Here is a 14,468-nt window from a genome sequence, read left to right on the forward strand (position 1 = left end):
GGGAGGCCAGGCGCCATGAGCGATTCGTTTCTCTCCCAGGAAGAAGTCGATGCCCTTTTGGAGGGTGTGACCGGCGAGAGCCAGAAATCCACGACCGAGGAGGTCGAGGCGGGCATCATCCGCCAGTACGACATCTCCAGCCAGGAGCGCATCGTGCGCGGGCGCATGCCGACGATGGAAATCGTCAACGAGCGCTTTGCCCGCAACTTCCGCATCGGCCTGTTCAACTTCATCCGCCGCAGTCCCGAAGTGTCCGTGGGCACGGTGTCGGTGCAGCGCTACAGCGCCTTCCTGCGCGAGCTGGTGGTGCCCACCAACTTCAACATCGTCGCCATCCGTCCGCTGCGCGGCAGCGGCCTGGTGGTCTGCGACCCCTCGCTGGTGTTCGGTGTCATCGATACGCTGTACGGCGGCACGGGCCGGCTGCAGACGCGTATCGAAGGGCGAGACTTCTCGCACACCGAGCAGCGCGTGATCAACCGCCTGGTCAACGTGATCTGCGAGGAATACAAGAAGGCCTGGCACGGCATCTATCCGCTGGAGCTGGGCTACCAGCGGTCGGAGATGCAACCGCAGTTCGCCAACATCGCCACGCCCAGCGAAATCGTCGTGTCCACGGCCTTTCAGCTGGAGATCGGCGACATCTCGGGCTCCATCCACATCTGCATGCCCTATGCAACGCTGGAGCCCATCCGTGATGTGCTGTATTCCTCGACACAGGGCGACTCCATCGAAGTGGACCGCCGCTGGGTCAAGGTGCTCAAGCGCGAGATCCAGGCCGCCGAGGTGACCCTGGTGGCCGAACTGGCACGTGCCGACGCCACGGTGGAGCAGCTGCTGGCCATGCGCCCCGGCGATTTCATCGAACTCGACCGCGAGCCGCTGATCCGCGCCTCCATTGGCGGCGTCCCGATTTTCGAGTGCCAGTACGGCACTCACAACGACAAGTACGCAATCCGCGTCGAGAACTGCCTGCGTGGCGCCGACGCTGGCTGGATGGGAGAAAACAATGGCAACTGAAGATACGCAAAAGCCCGCTGGCGATGATCCGTTCTCGGGCTGGGCAGAGGCATTGGACGAGCAGCGCGAGCGCGACGCCAAGCTGGAAGAGGAGCAGGGCGGCCCGCTGACGGGCGAGCCCGTGCGTCCCTACGCCGGTGGCGGCGATGTGCCGGTCAACGACATCAACATGGTGCTGGACATCCCGGTGCAGCTGTCGGTGGAGCTGGGCCGCACCAAGGTGCCGATCAAGTACATCCTGCAACTGGCCCAGGGCTCGGTGGTCGAACTCGACGCACTGGCCGGCGAGCCCATGGACGTGCTGGTCAACGGCTACCTGATCGCCCAGGGCGAGGTGGTGGTGGTCAACGACAAGTTCGGTATCCGCCTGACCGACGTGGTCACGCCGTCCGAGCGCTTGCGCCGGGTCAGCCGTGGCTGAGAGCGCCGGCATGGGCCCGCTGTGGCCGACCCTGCTCACGGTGGTGGCCCTGGTCACGGCCATGGCCGCTCTGCCCTGGCTGCTGCGCCGCTTCCAGCAGCGCACGGCTGCGCTGCGCGGCGCGGCCGGCCTGCAGTCGCGGGTGCTGGGCGCCGTGGGCGTGGGCCCGCAGCAGCGGGTGGTGACGGTGGAAGTGGGCGAGGGCGCGCAGACCGTGCGTCTGGTGCTGGGCGTCACGGCGCAAAGCATCCAGTGCCTGCATGTGCTGCAGGCCCCGGCCCCTGCTGATTTTTCGGCTGCGATGGCGCAAGCGCGCAGCCTGCCTGCGGACGGTGCGAATGTCTGAATATTCCTGCAAGCGCCCGGCGCGCACGCTGAGCCAGGCCGCTGGCGCCGCAGCGCTGGCGCTGTGCTGCGCCACGCCCCTGGCCTCCTGGGCACAGGGCGCGCCCGCCAGCCTTCCGCTGGTCATCGGCCAGGGCAGCGGTGGCACCAGCTTTTCGGTGCCCATCCAGACCCTGCTGTTCTTCACGGCGCTGTCCTTCCTGCCGGCCATCCTCTTGATGATGACGGGCTTCACCCGCATCGTCATCGTGCTGTCGCTGATGCGCCAGGCGCTGGGCACGCAGTCGGCGCCGCCCAACCAGGTGATCATCGGCCTATCGCTGTTCCTGACGCTGTTCGTCATGGGCCCCACCCTGGACCGCGTGTACCAGGAGGCCTACGTGCCCTACACCACGAATGCCGTGACCTTCGAGCAGGCCATTGAGAAGGCCGAGGCGCCCATGCGCGACTTCATGCTCAAGCAGACGCGCCAGTCGGACTTTGCGCTGTTCGCGCGGCTGGCCAAGCTCGATGCAGGCGTCACCAGCGAGACCGCACCGCTGCGCGTGCTGGTGCCCGCCTTCGTGACCAGCGAGCTGAAGACCGCGTTCCAGATCGGCTTCATGATCTTCATCCCCTTCCTGGTCATCGACATGGTCGTGTCCTCGATCCTCATGTCCCTGGGCATGATGATGCTGTCGCCCGTGCTGGTGGCCCTGCCGTTCAAGCTCATGCTCTTCGTGCTGGCCGATGGCTGGAACCTGCTCATAGGCTCGCTGGCCGCCAGCTTCGCCGTCTAGCCCCGCTCTTTTTTGGAAATCCTTCCATGACCTCCCAATACGTGCTCACCTTCGGCCGCGAGGCACTGACCTTGCTGCTCATGATCTCCATGCCCGTGCTGGGCGTGGTGCTGGCCGTGGGCCTGGCCGTCAGCGTCTTCCAGGCGGTGACCCAGGTGCATGAGGCCACGCTGGCCTTCGTGCCCAAGCTCATCTCCGCCGTGCTGGTGTTTGCCATAGCGGGCCCGTGGATGCTGAGCACGCTGGTGGACTTCATCCGCCGCACCATCGAGACCATTCCGCAGGCGGTGGGCTGAGCCCTGCGCCGCGCACTGGAAACGCCACTGTGATCACCTTCAGCGAAGCCCAACTGGTGGCGTGGCTGTCGCCCGTTCTCTGGCCGTTTCTGCGCGTGCTGGCCATGTTTTCCGTGGCCCCCGTGTTCTCGCAGCGCGTCATTCCCATGCGTCTGAAGATCGGCCTGGCCTTCCTGGTGGCGGTGTGCGCGCAGCCCGTGCTGGGCGACCAGCCCGTGATCGGCATCAACTCGCCGCAGGCGCTGGGCACGCTGATTCAGCAGGTCGGGGTGGGGCTGGCCGTGGGCTTTGCCGTGCGCCTGGTGTTTGCCGCCGTGGAGGTTGCGGGCGAGGTGGTCGGCCTGCAGATGGGGCTGAACTTCGCCAGCTTCTTCGATCCGACCACGAATGCCCAGCTCAGCGCCGTGGCGCGCTTCATGGTCCAGATTTCCACGCTGCTGTTCATCGTCATCAACGGGCACCTGCTGGTGCTGATGGCCGTGCTCAAGAGTTACGAGGCGTTTCCTGTGGACGGCAGCTTCCTGCAGGCCATCAACCAGATGCGGCTGCACGAGATGGGGGCGGCGGTCTTTGCCAGTGCCTTCTGGATCGCCCTGCCCATGGTCGCCATGCTGCTGTTCGTGAACCTGGTGCTGGGCATCATTTCGCGCGTGGCACCGCAGATGAACATCTATGCCGTGGGTTTTCCGGTCACGCTCACCGTGGGCCTGACGGGATTGATGGCCACGCTGCCGCTGCTCGAGCAGCCCCTGGTCGCCTTGCTGCAGCGCGGCATTGCGGTATTTGGCACTTCAATGTAAGCAGTTGTGAAAAACAACAGATTTACAGGCCTGTCGGCCGCAAAAGCCTCAGATCAGCTGGTTGTGGATGGCGTAGGCCGTGAGTTCGGCATTGCTGCTCATCTGCAGTTTTTCCAGCACGCGCGCCCGGTAGACGCTGACGGTCTTGGGGCTGAGCATCAGCTCGGTGGCGATGTCGGTCAGCCGCTGGCCGGCCGCGATCTTGATCAGCGTCTGCAGCTCGCGCTCGGACAGGCTTTCATGGGGCACCTGGGGTGCGGGCTGGGCCAGGCTGTCGGCCAGCATCTGGGCCACTTCGGACGTCAGGTACTTGCGCCCCGTGGCCACGGTACGCACCGCCTCGATCAGCAGCACCGGGTCGCCTGCCTTGTTGGCGTAGCCCTGCGCGCCCGCCTTCAGGCAGCGCAGCGCGTACTGATCCTCGGGGTACATGGAGACCATGAGCACCTTGATCAGCGGATGGGTTTCGCGCACGCTGGCCAGGGCTTCCAGGCCACTGCGGCCGGGCATGTTGATGTCCAGCAGCAGCACGTCGCAGGTGGCGGTGCGCAGCTGTTCGCGCAGCTCGGCATAGCTGCCTGCTTCGGCGGTGACGCTGATGTCCACTGCCTCGGCCAGGGTGTCACGGATGCCCCGGCGCAGCACCGCATGGTCGTCGCACAGCACCACGTGGATCAAAGTCGGCCTCCTGGAAAAAGGGTCACGCCGCCATGGCGTTCAGCATTCATTGCCCGGGATATTAGGGCAAGTGCCGCCATCGTCCAGCGGAATGGAGACGATGACCGAGGTTCCTCGCCCGGCTTGACTGCTGACATCCAGCCAGCCCTGAACGGTGCGCGCACGCTCGCCCAGACCGCGCAAACCGAAGGATTCGGGCTTGTCGCGCGCGCCTTCGGCCAGGCCCACGCCGTCGTCCGTCACCTCCAGCGTGAGAAAGCCTTCGCGGTCCGAGAGATCGATGTCCACATGGCGCGCCTGGGCATATTTGCCGACGTTGGTCAGCGCCTCCTGGGCCGTGCGGTAGGCCACGACCTGGATGTCGGGCGCGATGTCCATGCTCTCGCGGCTGCTGCGCACCCGGGTGGGCACGCCCGTGCGGCGCTCGAAATTCTCGGCCAGCCACTGCACGGCGGCCACCAGTCCCTGGTCCAGCACGGGCGGGCGCAGGTTCATCATGATGCGCTGGCTTGCACCCAGCGCATGCTCCAGCATTTCCAGCGCGGCCAGCGCATGCTCGCGCAGTCCGCCCTCGGGCGCATTGCGCGCAATCCAGGCCACATCGAACTTCACCGAGGTCAGCGAGCCGCCGATGTCATCGTGGATCTCGCGGGCAATGCTGGCGCGCTCGCGCTCGGTGGAGGTCTGCAGGTGCTCGGTCAGATCGGCCAGGCGCCGCTCGGACGCCGCCAGCTCGGCCGCCGCGCGGCGGCGCGCCAGGCGGGCCTCGTGCACTTCCAGCGCATGCGAGACCACATGGGGCAGGCGCGTGATGTGGTCCTTGAGCAGGTAGTCGCTGATGCCCTCGCGCATCACGTCCACGGCGGCCGACTCGCCGATGGCGCCCGACAGCAGCACAAAGGGCGGATGCCCGGGCTGGCGGCGCACCAGCTCCCAGGCGTCCAGCGCCGTGAAGCCGGGCAGGTGGTAGTCGGCCAGGATGAGGTCGAATGCCTGGCTCTGCAGCGCGGCTGCGGCATCATCGAGCAGGTCGACCGCGACAATCTCGCAGACCAGTCCGCCGCGCAGCAGGCTCAGCCGCGCCAGCGCCTGGTCGGCCGCCGAATCCTCGATGTGCAATATGCGCAAGGGCTTGTGCGGTGGTCTGGCATCCCCGGGGGCGCTATCATGAGATACATTTTGGAACATAAATGCAAGTGGTCGTGTATATCAAGGGATGCGCTGCATTCTTGGGGACGATTGACAAGGGCTGGCCATGCTGCAGAGCATGGCGAACATTGGGCTGAAACGCTGGTGGTGGAGTAACAATGCAGTCAATGCACAAGCCTTCGGGCGAGCCTGCCGTCCCCATGCCCGTCATGGTGGCCGCAGACCTGCAGGATGCCTTGCTGGTGGCGATGCGCGATCTGCAGCGCCTGGAAGGCCTTCTCAATCATGCAACGCAGAACCTGCTGGACCGTTTCGACGAGACCCACGGCCAGCTGGCCGGTGAGGCGCTAGGCGCCTTGCCCGAGCTGGACGCCGCGCGGTCCACGCTTCGGTTGGCGGTGACCGAGTTGCAGTTTCACGACATGTCCTCCCAGTTGATCGCCCATATTACGAAGATTTTGCAAGGCTGCGCGTTCCAGTTGGCCGCAGCCACCATGGGCGTGGACGAGGGGGAGGACGATTCCCTGGGCCTGCCGGCGATACCCGACCGGCCCAATCCCGTCACGCAAAGCGAGATGGATGCTGGCTCGGTCGAGCTGTTCTGACCACTGACCATGCACTCTTCTACCTTTTATTGCCCGTCTGTTGGAGCTATACATGCGATCGATTCTGGCTGTTGATGATTCCCCCTCGATGCGAAAGATGGTGGCGTTCACCCTCGCAGGGGCGGGATTTCGCGTTGTGGAGGCGGTTGACGGCGTGGATGCGCTCGAGAAGGCACAGCTCGAACAAGTCGACCTGGTGCTGGCCGACCAGAACATGCCGCGTCTGGATGGCATCGGTCTGACCCGCAAGCTGCGCGAAGACCCCAAGTTCCAGAACACGCCGATTCTCATTCTCACCACCGAATCCAGCGATCAGATGAAGCAGGCCGGACGCGCCGCGGGCGCCACGGGCTGGCTGGTCAAGCCCTTCGATCCAAACCGTTTGATCGAAGTCATTCAGAAAGTAATGCGTTGAGCCGATAAGTACGGGCAACAGGAAACAGCAGGACCAAAGATGGCGGATCTACACCAGGATGGGGCAGGAGCGGGCGCAGACTTCGACCTGAGCCAGTTCTATCAAATCTTCTTCGAAGAAGCGGCCGAGAACCTCGACCAGATGGAGCAGATGCTGCTGAATCTGGATCTGTCAGCGGCCAATGACGAGGAACTCAACGGCATCTTCCGATGCGCGCACTCGATCAAGGGCGGGGCGGCCACCTTCGGCTTTGCCGACGTGACCGAGCTGACGCACCGCATGGAGTCGCTGCTCGACCGGCTGCGCCGGCACGAGATCACACCGATTCCGGAGATGGTCGATGTGTTGCTGGAGTCGGCTGATGCCAGCCGCAGCCTGCTGGCACGCCACCAGGCCGGCAACGAGGGCGAGGCCCTGTCCACCACGGATCTGGTGGCACGCATCGAGACGCTGGCGGAAGGCCGCAGCGCCGTACCTGCAGCGGCAGCGCCGGCTCCCGCACCGACCCCGGCTCCAGCCCCTGTGGCTGCGCCAGCGCAGGCTCCGGCCCCGGTTGCTGCAGCACCTGTCTCGGGCGGCGCCGTCGGCACGGCACCCAGCAGCGGCGGACGTTCGCTGCATATCCTGATCGGTCCGCTGGAGCGCCTGGAGATGGCCGAGGCCATCAAGGAGCTGTTCCGCGACATTCCCGGTCTGGGACGCATCGAGGACCTGGCCTGCGATCAGCCGCAAAGCCGCCTCTTTGACGTGCAGACCTCGTCCACCGACGACGACCTGCTCGATCTGTTCGCCTTCCACGTGGCCAAGGAGCAGGTCCGCATCACGGCGGCCGGAGCCCCTGCCGAGGCAGCACCCGCAGCAGTGGCGGCGCAAGCCCCGGCCGCTGAAGAGCATGCGCACGACCCCGATGCCGCCCTGGCCTCGGCCGCCATTCCGCCTGCCGATGAGGCCTATGGCTTCTTCAACGGCGCGCCCGGCATGCCCCAGGCCGATGGCGCGCTGGCCATCCAGCCGGCCGGCGCCGTGGCCAAGCCCGCCGCCAAGACGGCGGCCCAGACGCAGCAGGCGCAGATGGAGTCCACCAGCATCCGCGTGTCGGTGTCCAAGGTCGACCAGCTCATCAACCTGGTGGGCGAGCTGGTCATCACCCAGGCCATGCTGGCGCAAAACAGCCACGGACTGGACGCATCGGCCTACCAGCAACTGCTGGCAGGCTTGGCCGACCTGGATCGCAATACGCGCGATCTGCAGGAATCGGTGATGTCCATCCGCATGATTCCCATGTCCACCGTGTTCAGCCGTTTCCCGCGCATGCTGCGCGACCTGGCCGGCAAGCTGGGCAAGAAGATCGACCTGATCACGCTGGGCGAGGCCACGGAGCTGGACAAGGGACTGGTCGAAAAGATCACCGACCCGCTGACCCATCTGGTGCGCAACAGCGTGGACCACGGCATCGAAATGCCCGAGGACCGTCTGGCGGCCGGCAAGTCCGAGCACGGCACGCTGACGCTGGCAGCCTCCCATCAGGGCGGCTCCATCGTCATCGAGGTGCGCGACGACGGGCGCGGCATGAACCGCGAGCGGATTCTCCAGAAGGCCCGCGAGCGCGGCATGGATGTCTCGGACAACATGCCCGATCAGGAGGTCTGGCAGCTGATCTTCGCGCCGGGCTTCTCCACGGCCGACGTGGTCACCGACGTGTCCGGGCGCGGCGTGGGCATGGACGTGGTCAAGCGCAATATCGCGGCGCTGGGCGGCTCGGTCGAGATCGAGTCCACCCAGGGCAAGGGCATGCGTGTGGCCGTTCGCCTGCCGCTGACCCTGGCCATCATGGATGGCATGTCGGTCGGCGTCAGCGACGAGGTCTACATCCTGCCGCTGTCCTCGGTGGTCGAGTCCTTCCTGGTCAAGGCCGAAGACGTGAACACCGTGGCCAACGGCACGCAGCTGGTCAAGGTGCGCGACGAGTACATGCCTGTGTTCGCGCTGGAAAAGACCTTCCGCGTGCCGCGCAGCGACACCAGCCAGTCCAGCAACATCATGGTGGTGGTCGAGTCCGACGGCAGCCGCGTGGCCTTGCTGGTCGACGAGCTGCTGGGCCAGCACCAGGTGGTGGTCAAGAACCTTGAATCGAACTACCGCAAGGTGCCCAACGTTTCGGGCGCCACCATCCTGGGCGATGGCACGGTGGCGCTGATTCTGGACACCGGCGCGCTGGTGCGTCGTGCACGCCACTGAACGGGACAGGGATACCTGACCACAATCGACGGCGCCGCAGGCAGTGCCTGCGCGCCGCCAAGAAACCATGGCCTGCGCCACCACGGCGCGGGCCCGACAGTTGAGGAGCTGAGCAATGAGCGTGATCGCTAAGACCGCAGAAGGCGTCGCCACCGGCGCGCGCGAGTACCTGACCTTCCGCCTGGACCAGGAGGAATACGGCATCGACATCCTGAAGGTGCAGGAAATCCGCGGCTACGAGCCGCCGACCCGCATTGCCAATGCGCCGGAATTCATCAAGGGCGTGGTCAATCTGCGCGGCACCATCGTGCCCATCGTGGACATGCGGCTGAAGTTCAACTGCTCCCAGGTGGAATACAACAGCTTCACCGTCGTCATCATCCTGAACCTGCGCAACCGCGTGGTGGGCATCGTGGTGGACTCGGTCAGCGACGTGATGGAGCTGGCTCCCGAAGCCGTGCGCCCCGCGCCGGACATCGAAAGCGCCATCGACAGCGGCTGCATCCTGGGCCTGGGTTCCGTGGGCGAGCGCATGCTCATCCTGCTGGACATCGAAAAGCTCATGAACAACGTGGACATGGGCCTGGTCGCCTCGGTCGACTGAGACCCGTTCTTGCACTGAGCGCCCTCATGCGATCCGGCTCATCCAATGCGGCACTGGCCGCACGTCCCGTCGCCGACGACGGGGATGCCAACGGGCCCCTGGCCCAGGGGCGCGAATTCGAATGGTCGTCGCGGGACTTTGCCCGCGTACAGGCGTTGATCTACCAGCGGGCCGGCATCAGCCTGCACGATGGCAAGCACGCCATGGTCTACAGCCGCCTGTCGCGGCGCCTGCGCGAGACGGGCTACGACAGCTTCTCCACCTACCTGGACTGGCTGGAGTCGCAGTCCGACGGCGTGGAGTGGCAGGAGTTCGTGAACGCGCTGACCACCAATCTCACGGCGTTCTTTCGCGAGCAGCACCATTTCGAGATCTTTGCCCAGCATCTGCGCAGCAAGCCGGCCGGCACGGCCTGGAAGGTCTGGTGCAATGCCGCCTCGACCGGGGAAGAGCCTTACTCCATCGTCATGACGGCGCTGGAAGCGCTGGGTGCCACGCCCAGCTTTCAGCTGCAGGCCAGCGACATCGACTCGCGCGTGCTGGACACGGCATCGGCCGGCGTCTACCGCGCCGAAAGCATCAAGGGCATGAGCGCCGAGCGCCTGCACCGCTTTTTCCTGCGGGGCAAGGCCGGCAATGCGGGCCTGGTGCGCGTCAAGCCCGAACTGCGCCGCCTGGTGGAGTTTCTCAACGTCAACCTGATCCGTGACGACTGGCCGTTCCGCGACCCCTTCGACGTGGTCTTCTGCCGCAACGTGATGATCTACTTCGACGCGGCCACGCAGCGCCGCGTGCTGGAGCGCATCCACCGCGTGATGAAGCCCGGTGGCCTGTTGTTCGTCGGGCATGCCGAGAACTTCAGTGAATCGCGCGATCTGTTCACGCTCAAGGGGAAGACCGTCTATGAGCGCCGCTGACGCAGGTCCTGCCGCACGCCAGGGGGTGCTCCCATGATCGGAGACCGCCCTGCCTTCGCACCGCCACCGGCGCCCTCGGAGCGTCGCCGCATGCCGCGCATCAACAGCTATACCGCTGCAGACTATCCGGCACCGGGCGATCCGGTGCCGCGTTCCTCGCTGGAGCAGCTCAAGCGCCAGCAGCGCTACCCTGGCGAGGCTTCGTTCTTCTATTACGACCCGCATTTCCAGCACAACGCCGTCAAGGTGCTGCCCGGCGAATACTTTGTCTCCAACGAGGACGTGATCCTGGTCACCGTGCTGGGCTCTTGCATCTCGGCCTGCATCTGGGACCGCACCATGCGCGTGGGCGGCATGAACCATTTCATGCTGCCCGACGGCGACTCTGCCGATGCATCGGGCCGCTACGGCTCGTACGCCATGGAGTTGCTGATCAACGAAATGCTCAAGCTCGGTGCCCGGCGCGAGTCGCTGCAGGCCAAGATCTTCGGCGGCGGGCAGGTGATGCACAACTTCACCACCATGAACGTGGGCGAACGCAATACCGCCTTCGTCACGCAGTACCTGCAGACCGAACGCATCCCCATCGTCTCGGAGGATGTGCTGGATATCTACCCTCGCAAGGTGGTGTTCTTCCCCGCCAGCGGCAAGGCCATGGTCAAGCGCCTGGCACATGCCCATCCGGAGGAGCTGGTACAGCAGGAATTCACGCGCGGCAATGCAGCCGTCGTGGCACGCAATACGGCAGGCGGCTCGGTCGACCTGTTTTGAGGAAGGTTCAAAGGAATGGACAGGAAAATCAGGGTGATCGTGGTGGACGACTCTGCGCTGGTGCGCAGTCTGCTGTCCGAGATCATCAATCGCCAGCACGACATGGAATGCATCGGCTCGGCCAACGACCCGCTGATCGCACGCGAAATGATCCGCGAGATGAATCCCGACGTGATCACGCTCGATGTGGAAATGCCGCGCATGGATGGCATCGACTTCCTGGGCCGGCTCATGCGCCTGCGTCCCATGCCGGTGGTCATGATCTCCACGCTGACCGAACGCGGCGCCGAGGTCACCATGCGTGCACTGGAGCTGGGTGCCATCGACTTCGTGGCCAAGCCGCGCGTGGGTGTCTCCAACGGCCTGCAGGAACTGGCCGCGCAGATCGTGGACAAGATCCGCGTTGCTGCCGTGGCCCAGGTACGGCGTCTGCCGGTCGCTCCCCGCAGTGCAGCCTCTGCCGCAGGCAGCGCGGCAGCGCCGGTCGCTTCCTCTGCAGGTTCGGCCGTGCCGCGCCAGGCTGCACCGACGTCGCTGCTGGGGCGGCTTTCCACGGAGAAGCTGGTTGCCATCGGCGCCTCCACGGGCGGCACCGAGGCCATCCGCGAAGTGCTCACCCATCTGCCGGCCGACTGCCCGGCCATCGTCATCACCCAGCACATGCCGCCGAGCTTCACCACCAGCTTCGCGGCCCGGCTCAACAGCCTGTGCCAGATGACCGTGAAGGAAGCGCAGCACGGCGAGCGTCTGCTGCCCGGTCATGCCTATATCGCCCCGGGTGGCAAGCATTTCTCCGTGCAGCGCAGCGGCGCCAACTATGTCGCCGTGGTCGATGACAGCCCGCCGGTGAATCGCCATAAGCCTTCGGTCGAAGTGCTGTTCAAGTCGGTGGCCGCCTGCGCGGGCCGCAACGCCTACGGCATCATGCTCACCGGCATGGGCGCCGATGGTGCGGTCGCCATGCGCGAAATGCGCGATGCAGGCAGCTACAACCTCGTGCAGGACGAGGCCAGCTGCATCGTCTTCGGCATGCCGCGCGAGGCCATCGCCCACGGCGCTGCCGACGAAGTGCTGCCCCTCAACCAGATCGCCGCCGCCTTGCTGGGCAAGCTGCGCATAGGTTCGGACCAGGTGCACCACCGCATCTGAGCGCAACGGCCCGCTCTGGCGGCCTCCATGAAAAAAGAGCGCATGGCGCTCTTTTTTTTGTCAGTTCGACACGGTGCCTACTCGGACAAGGCGCTCCAGCGCTCCAGTGCCTCCATCAGCTGCTCATCGATCTCGCCATCGCGCTGGTGCAACTGAACGGCGCGGGAGTTGTCGTTGGCATACAGCGAGCCGTCGGCCAGGGACTCGCGAATGGATTTCTGCTCCGCCTCCAGAGATGCAATGGTCTCGGGCAACTGATCGAGCTCGCGCTGCTCCTTGTAGCTGAGCTTGCGCTTGGGCTTGCTGTCGCTGCGCACCGCCGTCGGCTTGGCTTCTTCCTTGGCAGGCTTGGGCTGTGCAGCCTCGGCCAGATCCTGGCTGCGGCGCGACTGGTCCAGCCAGTCCTGAACGCCGCCTTCGTATTCGCGCCACTTGCCCGACCCTTCCCAGGCAATGGTGCTGGTGACGACGTTGTCCAGGAAACTGCGGTCATGGCTGACCAGGAACACCGTGCCGTCGTAGTTCTGCAGCAGGTCTTCCAGCATCTCCAGCGTCTCGATATCGAGGTCGTTGGTCGGCTCGTCCAGAACCAGCACATTCGCGGGGCGGGCAAACAGGCGTGCCAGCAGCAGGCGGTTGCGCTCGCCGCCGGACAGTGAACGCACAGGAGAGTGAGCGCGTGCCGGAGAGAACAGGAAATCCGACAGATAGCTCTTCACGTGCTTTTTCTGGTTGCCGATCTCTATCCACTCGCTGCCAGGGCTGATGAAGTCCTCCAGCGTGGCATCCATATTGATCTGGTGCCGCATCTGGTCGAAGTAAGCCACCTGCAGATTCGCACCCAGCCGCACGTTGCCGCTGTCAGGCGCCAGTTCGCCCAGGATCATCTTGAGCAGCGTCGTCTTGCCGGCACCGTTGGGCCCGATCAGTCCCACCTTGTCACCGCGCAGGATGGTGGCGCTGAAATGCGAGACGATCTGCTTGTCGCCAAAGGACTTGGCCACATCGGTCAGCTCGGCCACGATCTTGCCCTGGTAGCCATCGCCCCGGCCCGAGGCAATGTCCATCTTCACCCCGCCCAGCACATCACGGCGGGCAGCGCGGTTGGCCCGCAACTGCTCCAATCGGCCGATGCGGCTCTGGCTGCGCGTGCGGCGCGCCTCCACGCCCTTGCGGATCCACACCTCCTCCTGGGCCAGCAGCTTGTCGGCCTTGGCATTGATCACGGCTTCCTGGGCCAGCTGATCTTCCTTGGTTTGCTGGTACTGAACGAAATTGCCGGGATAGGAGCGCAGCGTTCCACGATCCAGCTCAACGATGCGCGTGGAGACGCGGTCCAGGAAGGAGCGGTCGTGGGTAATGGTCACCACGCTGCCCTTGAAGTTCAGCAGCAGCTCCTCCAGCCACTCGATGGCATCCAGATCCAGGTGGTTGGTAGGCTCGTCCAGCAGCAGCACGTCAGGACGGGCCACCAGCGCCTGGGAAAGCGCAACGCGCTTCTTCATCCCCCCGGACAACGTGCCCACCAGGGCGTCGGGATCCAGGTGCAGCCGCTGCAGCGTCTCTTCCACGCGCTGCTCCCAATTCCAGGCGTCATAGGCCTCGATCTGGGACTGCAGCGCATCGAGATCCTCGCCCTCGCCACCCGCCAGATAGCGCTCGCGCACGGCGATCACCTCGGCAATGCCGGCGGACGCCGACTCGAAGATCGTCTGCTCGGGCACAAGCACCGGCTCCTGCGCCACATAAGTAATGCGGATACCGGACTGCGTCTGGACCTGGCCGTCATCGGCCTTGGCCAGTCCGCCAAGAATCTTCAACAAAGAGGACTTCCCTGCGCCGTTTCGACCGATCAGGCCCACACGTTCGCCGCTCTCCAGGGAAAACTGGGCGTGGTCGAGAAGCGCCACATGCCCGAACGCCAGTTGGGCGTCTATCAAAGTAATCAATGCCATCGTGCGCGCATTATCTATGCGGGCCCGATTCCTGGTGCAGGCAGCAAGGCCTCCCCGCTCGGAGCCTGCCCGCAGGGCAGGCTCCGAGCCGGTTTCAGAGGGCGGGGCGGTGGCTTCTTCACGGGTCTGCAAGGAAGTTCACGAATTTCACGCCATCGGTAAAAACCCATGCTATAGTTCGATCCCTCGTCGCCACACTGCCTTGCAGACAGCGATGAGTCAGAAAAGTCTTGTAGACAGCACGAAAAAACGTGCTACAATGCAAGGCTCTGCTAAAGAGAAGCGATGCAGATCGCTGGTGTTGAAAAGATCGAAGAAATTTGATT

16 protein-coding genes are annotated in these 14,468 nt (G+C 64.9%); 13 read left to right on the top strand and 3 right to left on the bottom strand.

The genetic code is table 11. The features are described from left to right. The first annotated feature begins 15 nt into the window (after positions 1–15). From fliM to fliR, 6 genes are read left to right on the top strand one after another with little or no spacing between them, the layout of a single operon-like run. Positions 16–1,020: a flagellar motor switch protein FliM gene (gene fliM, locus IAE24_RS26615; protein ID WP_012202577.1), complete on the top strand. Its 1,005-nt coding sequence runs from the start codon at positions 16–18 to the stop codon at positions 1,018–1,020. Beyond that, positions 1,010–1,441, top strand: a complete 432-nt coding sequence (gene fliN, locus IAE24_RS26620; protein ID WP_013800372.1) for a flagellar motor switch protein FliN — start codon at positions 1,010–1,012, stop codon at positions 1,439–1,441. Before fliM ends, fliN begins: the two co-directional genes overlap by 11 nt. 10 nt (positions 1,442–1,451) lie before the next feature. Next, the gene (locus tag IAE24_RS26625) at positions 1,452–1,787 is read left to right on the top strand and encodes a FliO/MopB family protein (protein ID WP_012202579.1); all 336 of its coding nucleotides are present in this window, start codon (positions 1,452–1,454) and stop codon (positions 1,785–1,787) included. Continuing rightward, complete coding sequence (fliP, locus tag IAE24_RS26630) at positions 1,780–2,565, top strand: flagellar type III secretion system pore protein FliP (RefSeq protein ID WP_012202580.1); 786 nt, start codon at positions 1,780–1,782, stop codon at positions 2,563–2,565. The genes IAE24_RS26625 and fliP overlap by 8 nt, the downstream gene beginning before the upstream one ends. Before the next feature lie 26 nt (positions 2,566–2,591). Next, positions 2,592–2,861: a flagellar biosynthesis protein FliQ gene (fliQ, locus tag IAE24_RS26635; RefSeq protein WP_012202581.1), complete on the top strand. Its 270-nt coding sequence runs from the start codon at positions 2,592–2,594 to the stop codon at positions 2,859–2,861. A 29-nt stretch (positions 2,862–2,890) separates the two neighbouring features. Beyond that, positions 2,891–3,661: a flagellar biosynthetic protein FliR gene (gene fliR, locus IAE24_RS26640; protein WP_012202582.1), complete on the top strand. Its 771-nt coding sequence runs from the start codon at positions 2,891–2,893 to the stop codon at positions 3,659–3,661. A gap of 48 nt (positions 3,662–3,709) precedes the next feature. Here the strand turns inward: fliR and IAE24_RS26645 are convergent, their stop codons facing one another. Together IAE24_RS26645 and IAE24_RS26650 are read right to left on the bottom strand one after the other, a co-directional pair. Next, complete coding sequence (locus IAE24_RS26645; RefSeq protein ID WP_012202583.1) at positions 3,710–4,339, bottom strand: response regulator; 630 nt, start codon at positions 4,337–4,339, stop codon at positions 3,710–3,712. A 39-nt stretch (positions 4,340–4,378) separates the two neighbouring features. Further along, entirely contained in the window at positions 4,379–5,527 is a 1,149-nt protein-coding gene (locus IAE24_RS26650) for a hybrid sensor histidine kinase/response regulator (protein WP_065346514.1), read from the bottom strand. A gap of 119 nt (positions 5,528–5,646) precedes the next feature. Between IAE24_RS26650 and IAE24_RS26655 the strand changes: the two genes are divergently transcribed. The 7 genes from IAE24_RS26655 to IAE24_RS26685 all read left to right on the top strand — a co-directional run bounded on the left by IAE24_RS26655 (position 5,647) and on the right by IAE24_RS26685 (position 12,187). Continuing rightward, positions 5,647–6,093 (top strand): hypothetical protein, encoded by a 447-nt coding sequence (locus IAE24_RS26655; RefSeq protein ID WP_012202585.1) that lies wholly within the window; start codon positions 5,647–5,649, stop codon positions 6,091–6,093. A 52-nt stretch (positions 6,094–6,145) separates the two neighbouring features. Further along, positions 6,146–6,508: a response regulator gene (locus IAE24_RS26660; protein WP_012202586.1), complete on the top strand. Its 363-nt coding sequence runs from the start codon at positions 6,146–6,148 to the stop codon at positions 6,506–6,508. Positions 6,509–6,547: 39 nt separating this feature from the next. Continuing rightward, entirely contained in the window at positions 6,548–8,746 is a 2,199-nt protein-coding gene (locus IAE24_RS26665; RefSeq protein ID WP_123695297.1) for a chemotaxis protein CheW, read from the top strand. A 115-nt stretch (positions 8,747–8,861) separates the two neighbouring features. Next, complete coding sequence (locus IAE24_RS26670) at positions 8,862–9,350, top strand: chemotaxis protein CheW (protein ID WP_012202588.1); 489 nt, start codon at positions 8,862–8,864, stop codon at positions 9,348–9,350. Between the two features lie 26 nt (positions 9,351–9,376). Then, the gene (locus tag IAE24_RS26675) at positions 9,377–10,267 is read left to right on the top strand and encodes a CheR family methyltransferase (RefSeq protein WP_013800375.1); all 891 of its coding nucleotides are present in this window, start codon (positions 9,377–9,379) and stop codon (positions 10,265–10,267) included. Positions 10,268–10,300: 33 nt separating this feature from the next. Next, positions 10,301–11,038, top strand: a complete 738-nt coding sequence (gene cheD, locus IAE24_RS26680; RefSeq protein ID WP_012202590.1) for a chemoreceptor glutamine deamidase CheD — start codon at positions 10,301–10,303, stop codon at positions 11,036–11,038. Positions 11,039–11,053: 15 nt separating this feature from the next. After that, positions 11,054–12,187: a protein-glutamate methylesterase/protein-glutamine glutaminase gene (locus tag IAE24_RS26685; RefSeq protein ID WP_199962066.1), complete on the top strand. Its 1,134-nt coding sequence runs from the start codon at positions 11,054–11,056 to the stop codon at positions 12,185–12,187. Positions 12,188–12,264: 77 nt separating this feature from the next. On the opposite strand, the gene IAE24_RS26690 is transcribed toward IAE24_RS26685, so the two are convergent. Further along, positions 12,265–14,142: an ATP-binding cassette domain-containing protein gene (locus IAE24_RS26690; RefSeq protein WP_199962070.1), complete on the bottom strand. Its 1,878-nt coding sequence runs from the start codon at positions 14,140–14,142 to the stop codon at positions 12,265–12,267. Positions 14,143–14,468: the final 326 nt, after the last annotated feature.

The organism is Delftia sp. S65, assembly GCF_016516495.1.
In the GTDB taxonomy this organism is placed as follows: Bacteria; Pseudomonadota; Gammaproteobacteria; order Burkholderiales; family Burkholderiaceae_C; genus Comamonas; species Comamonas acidovorans.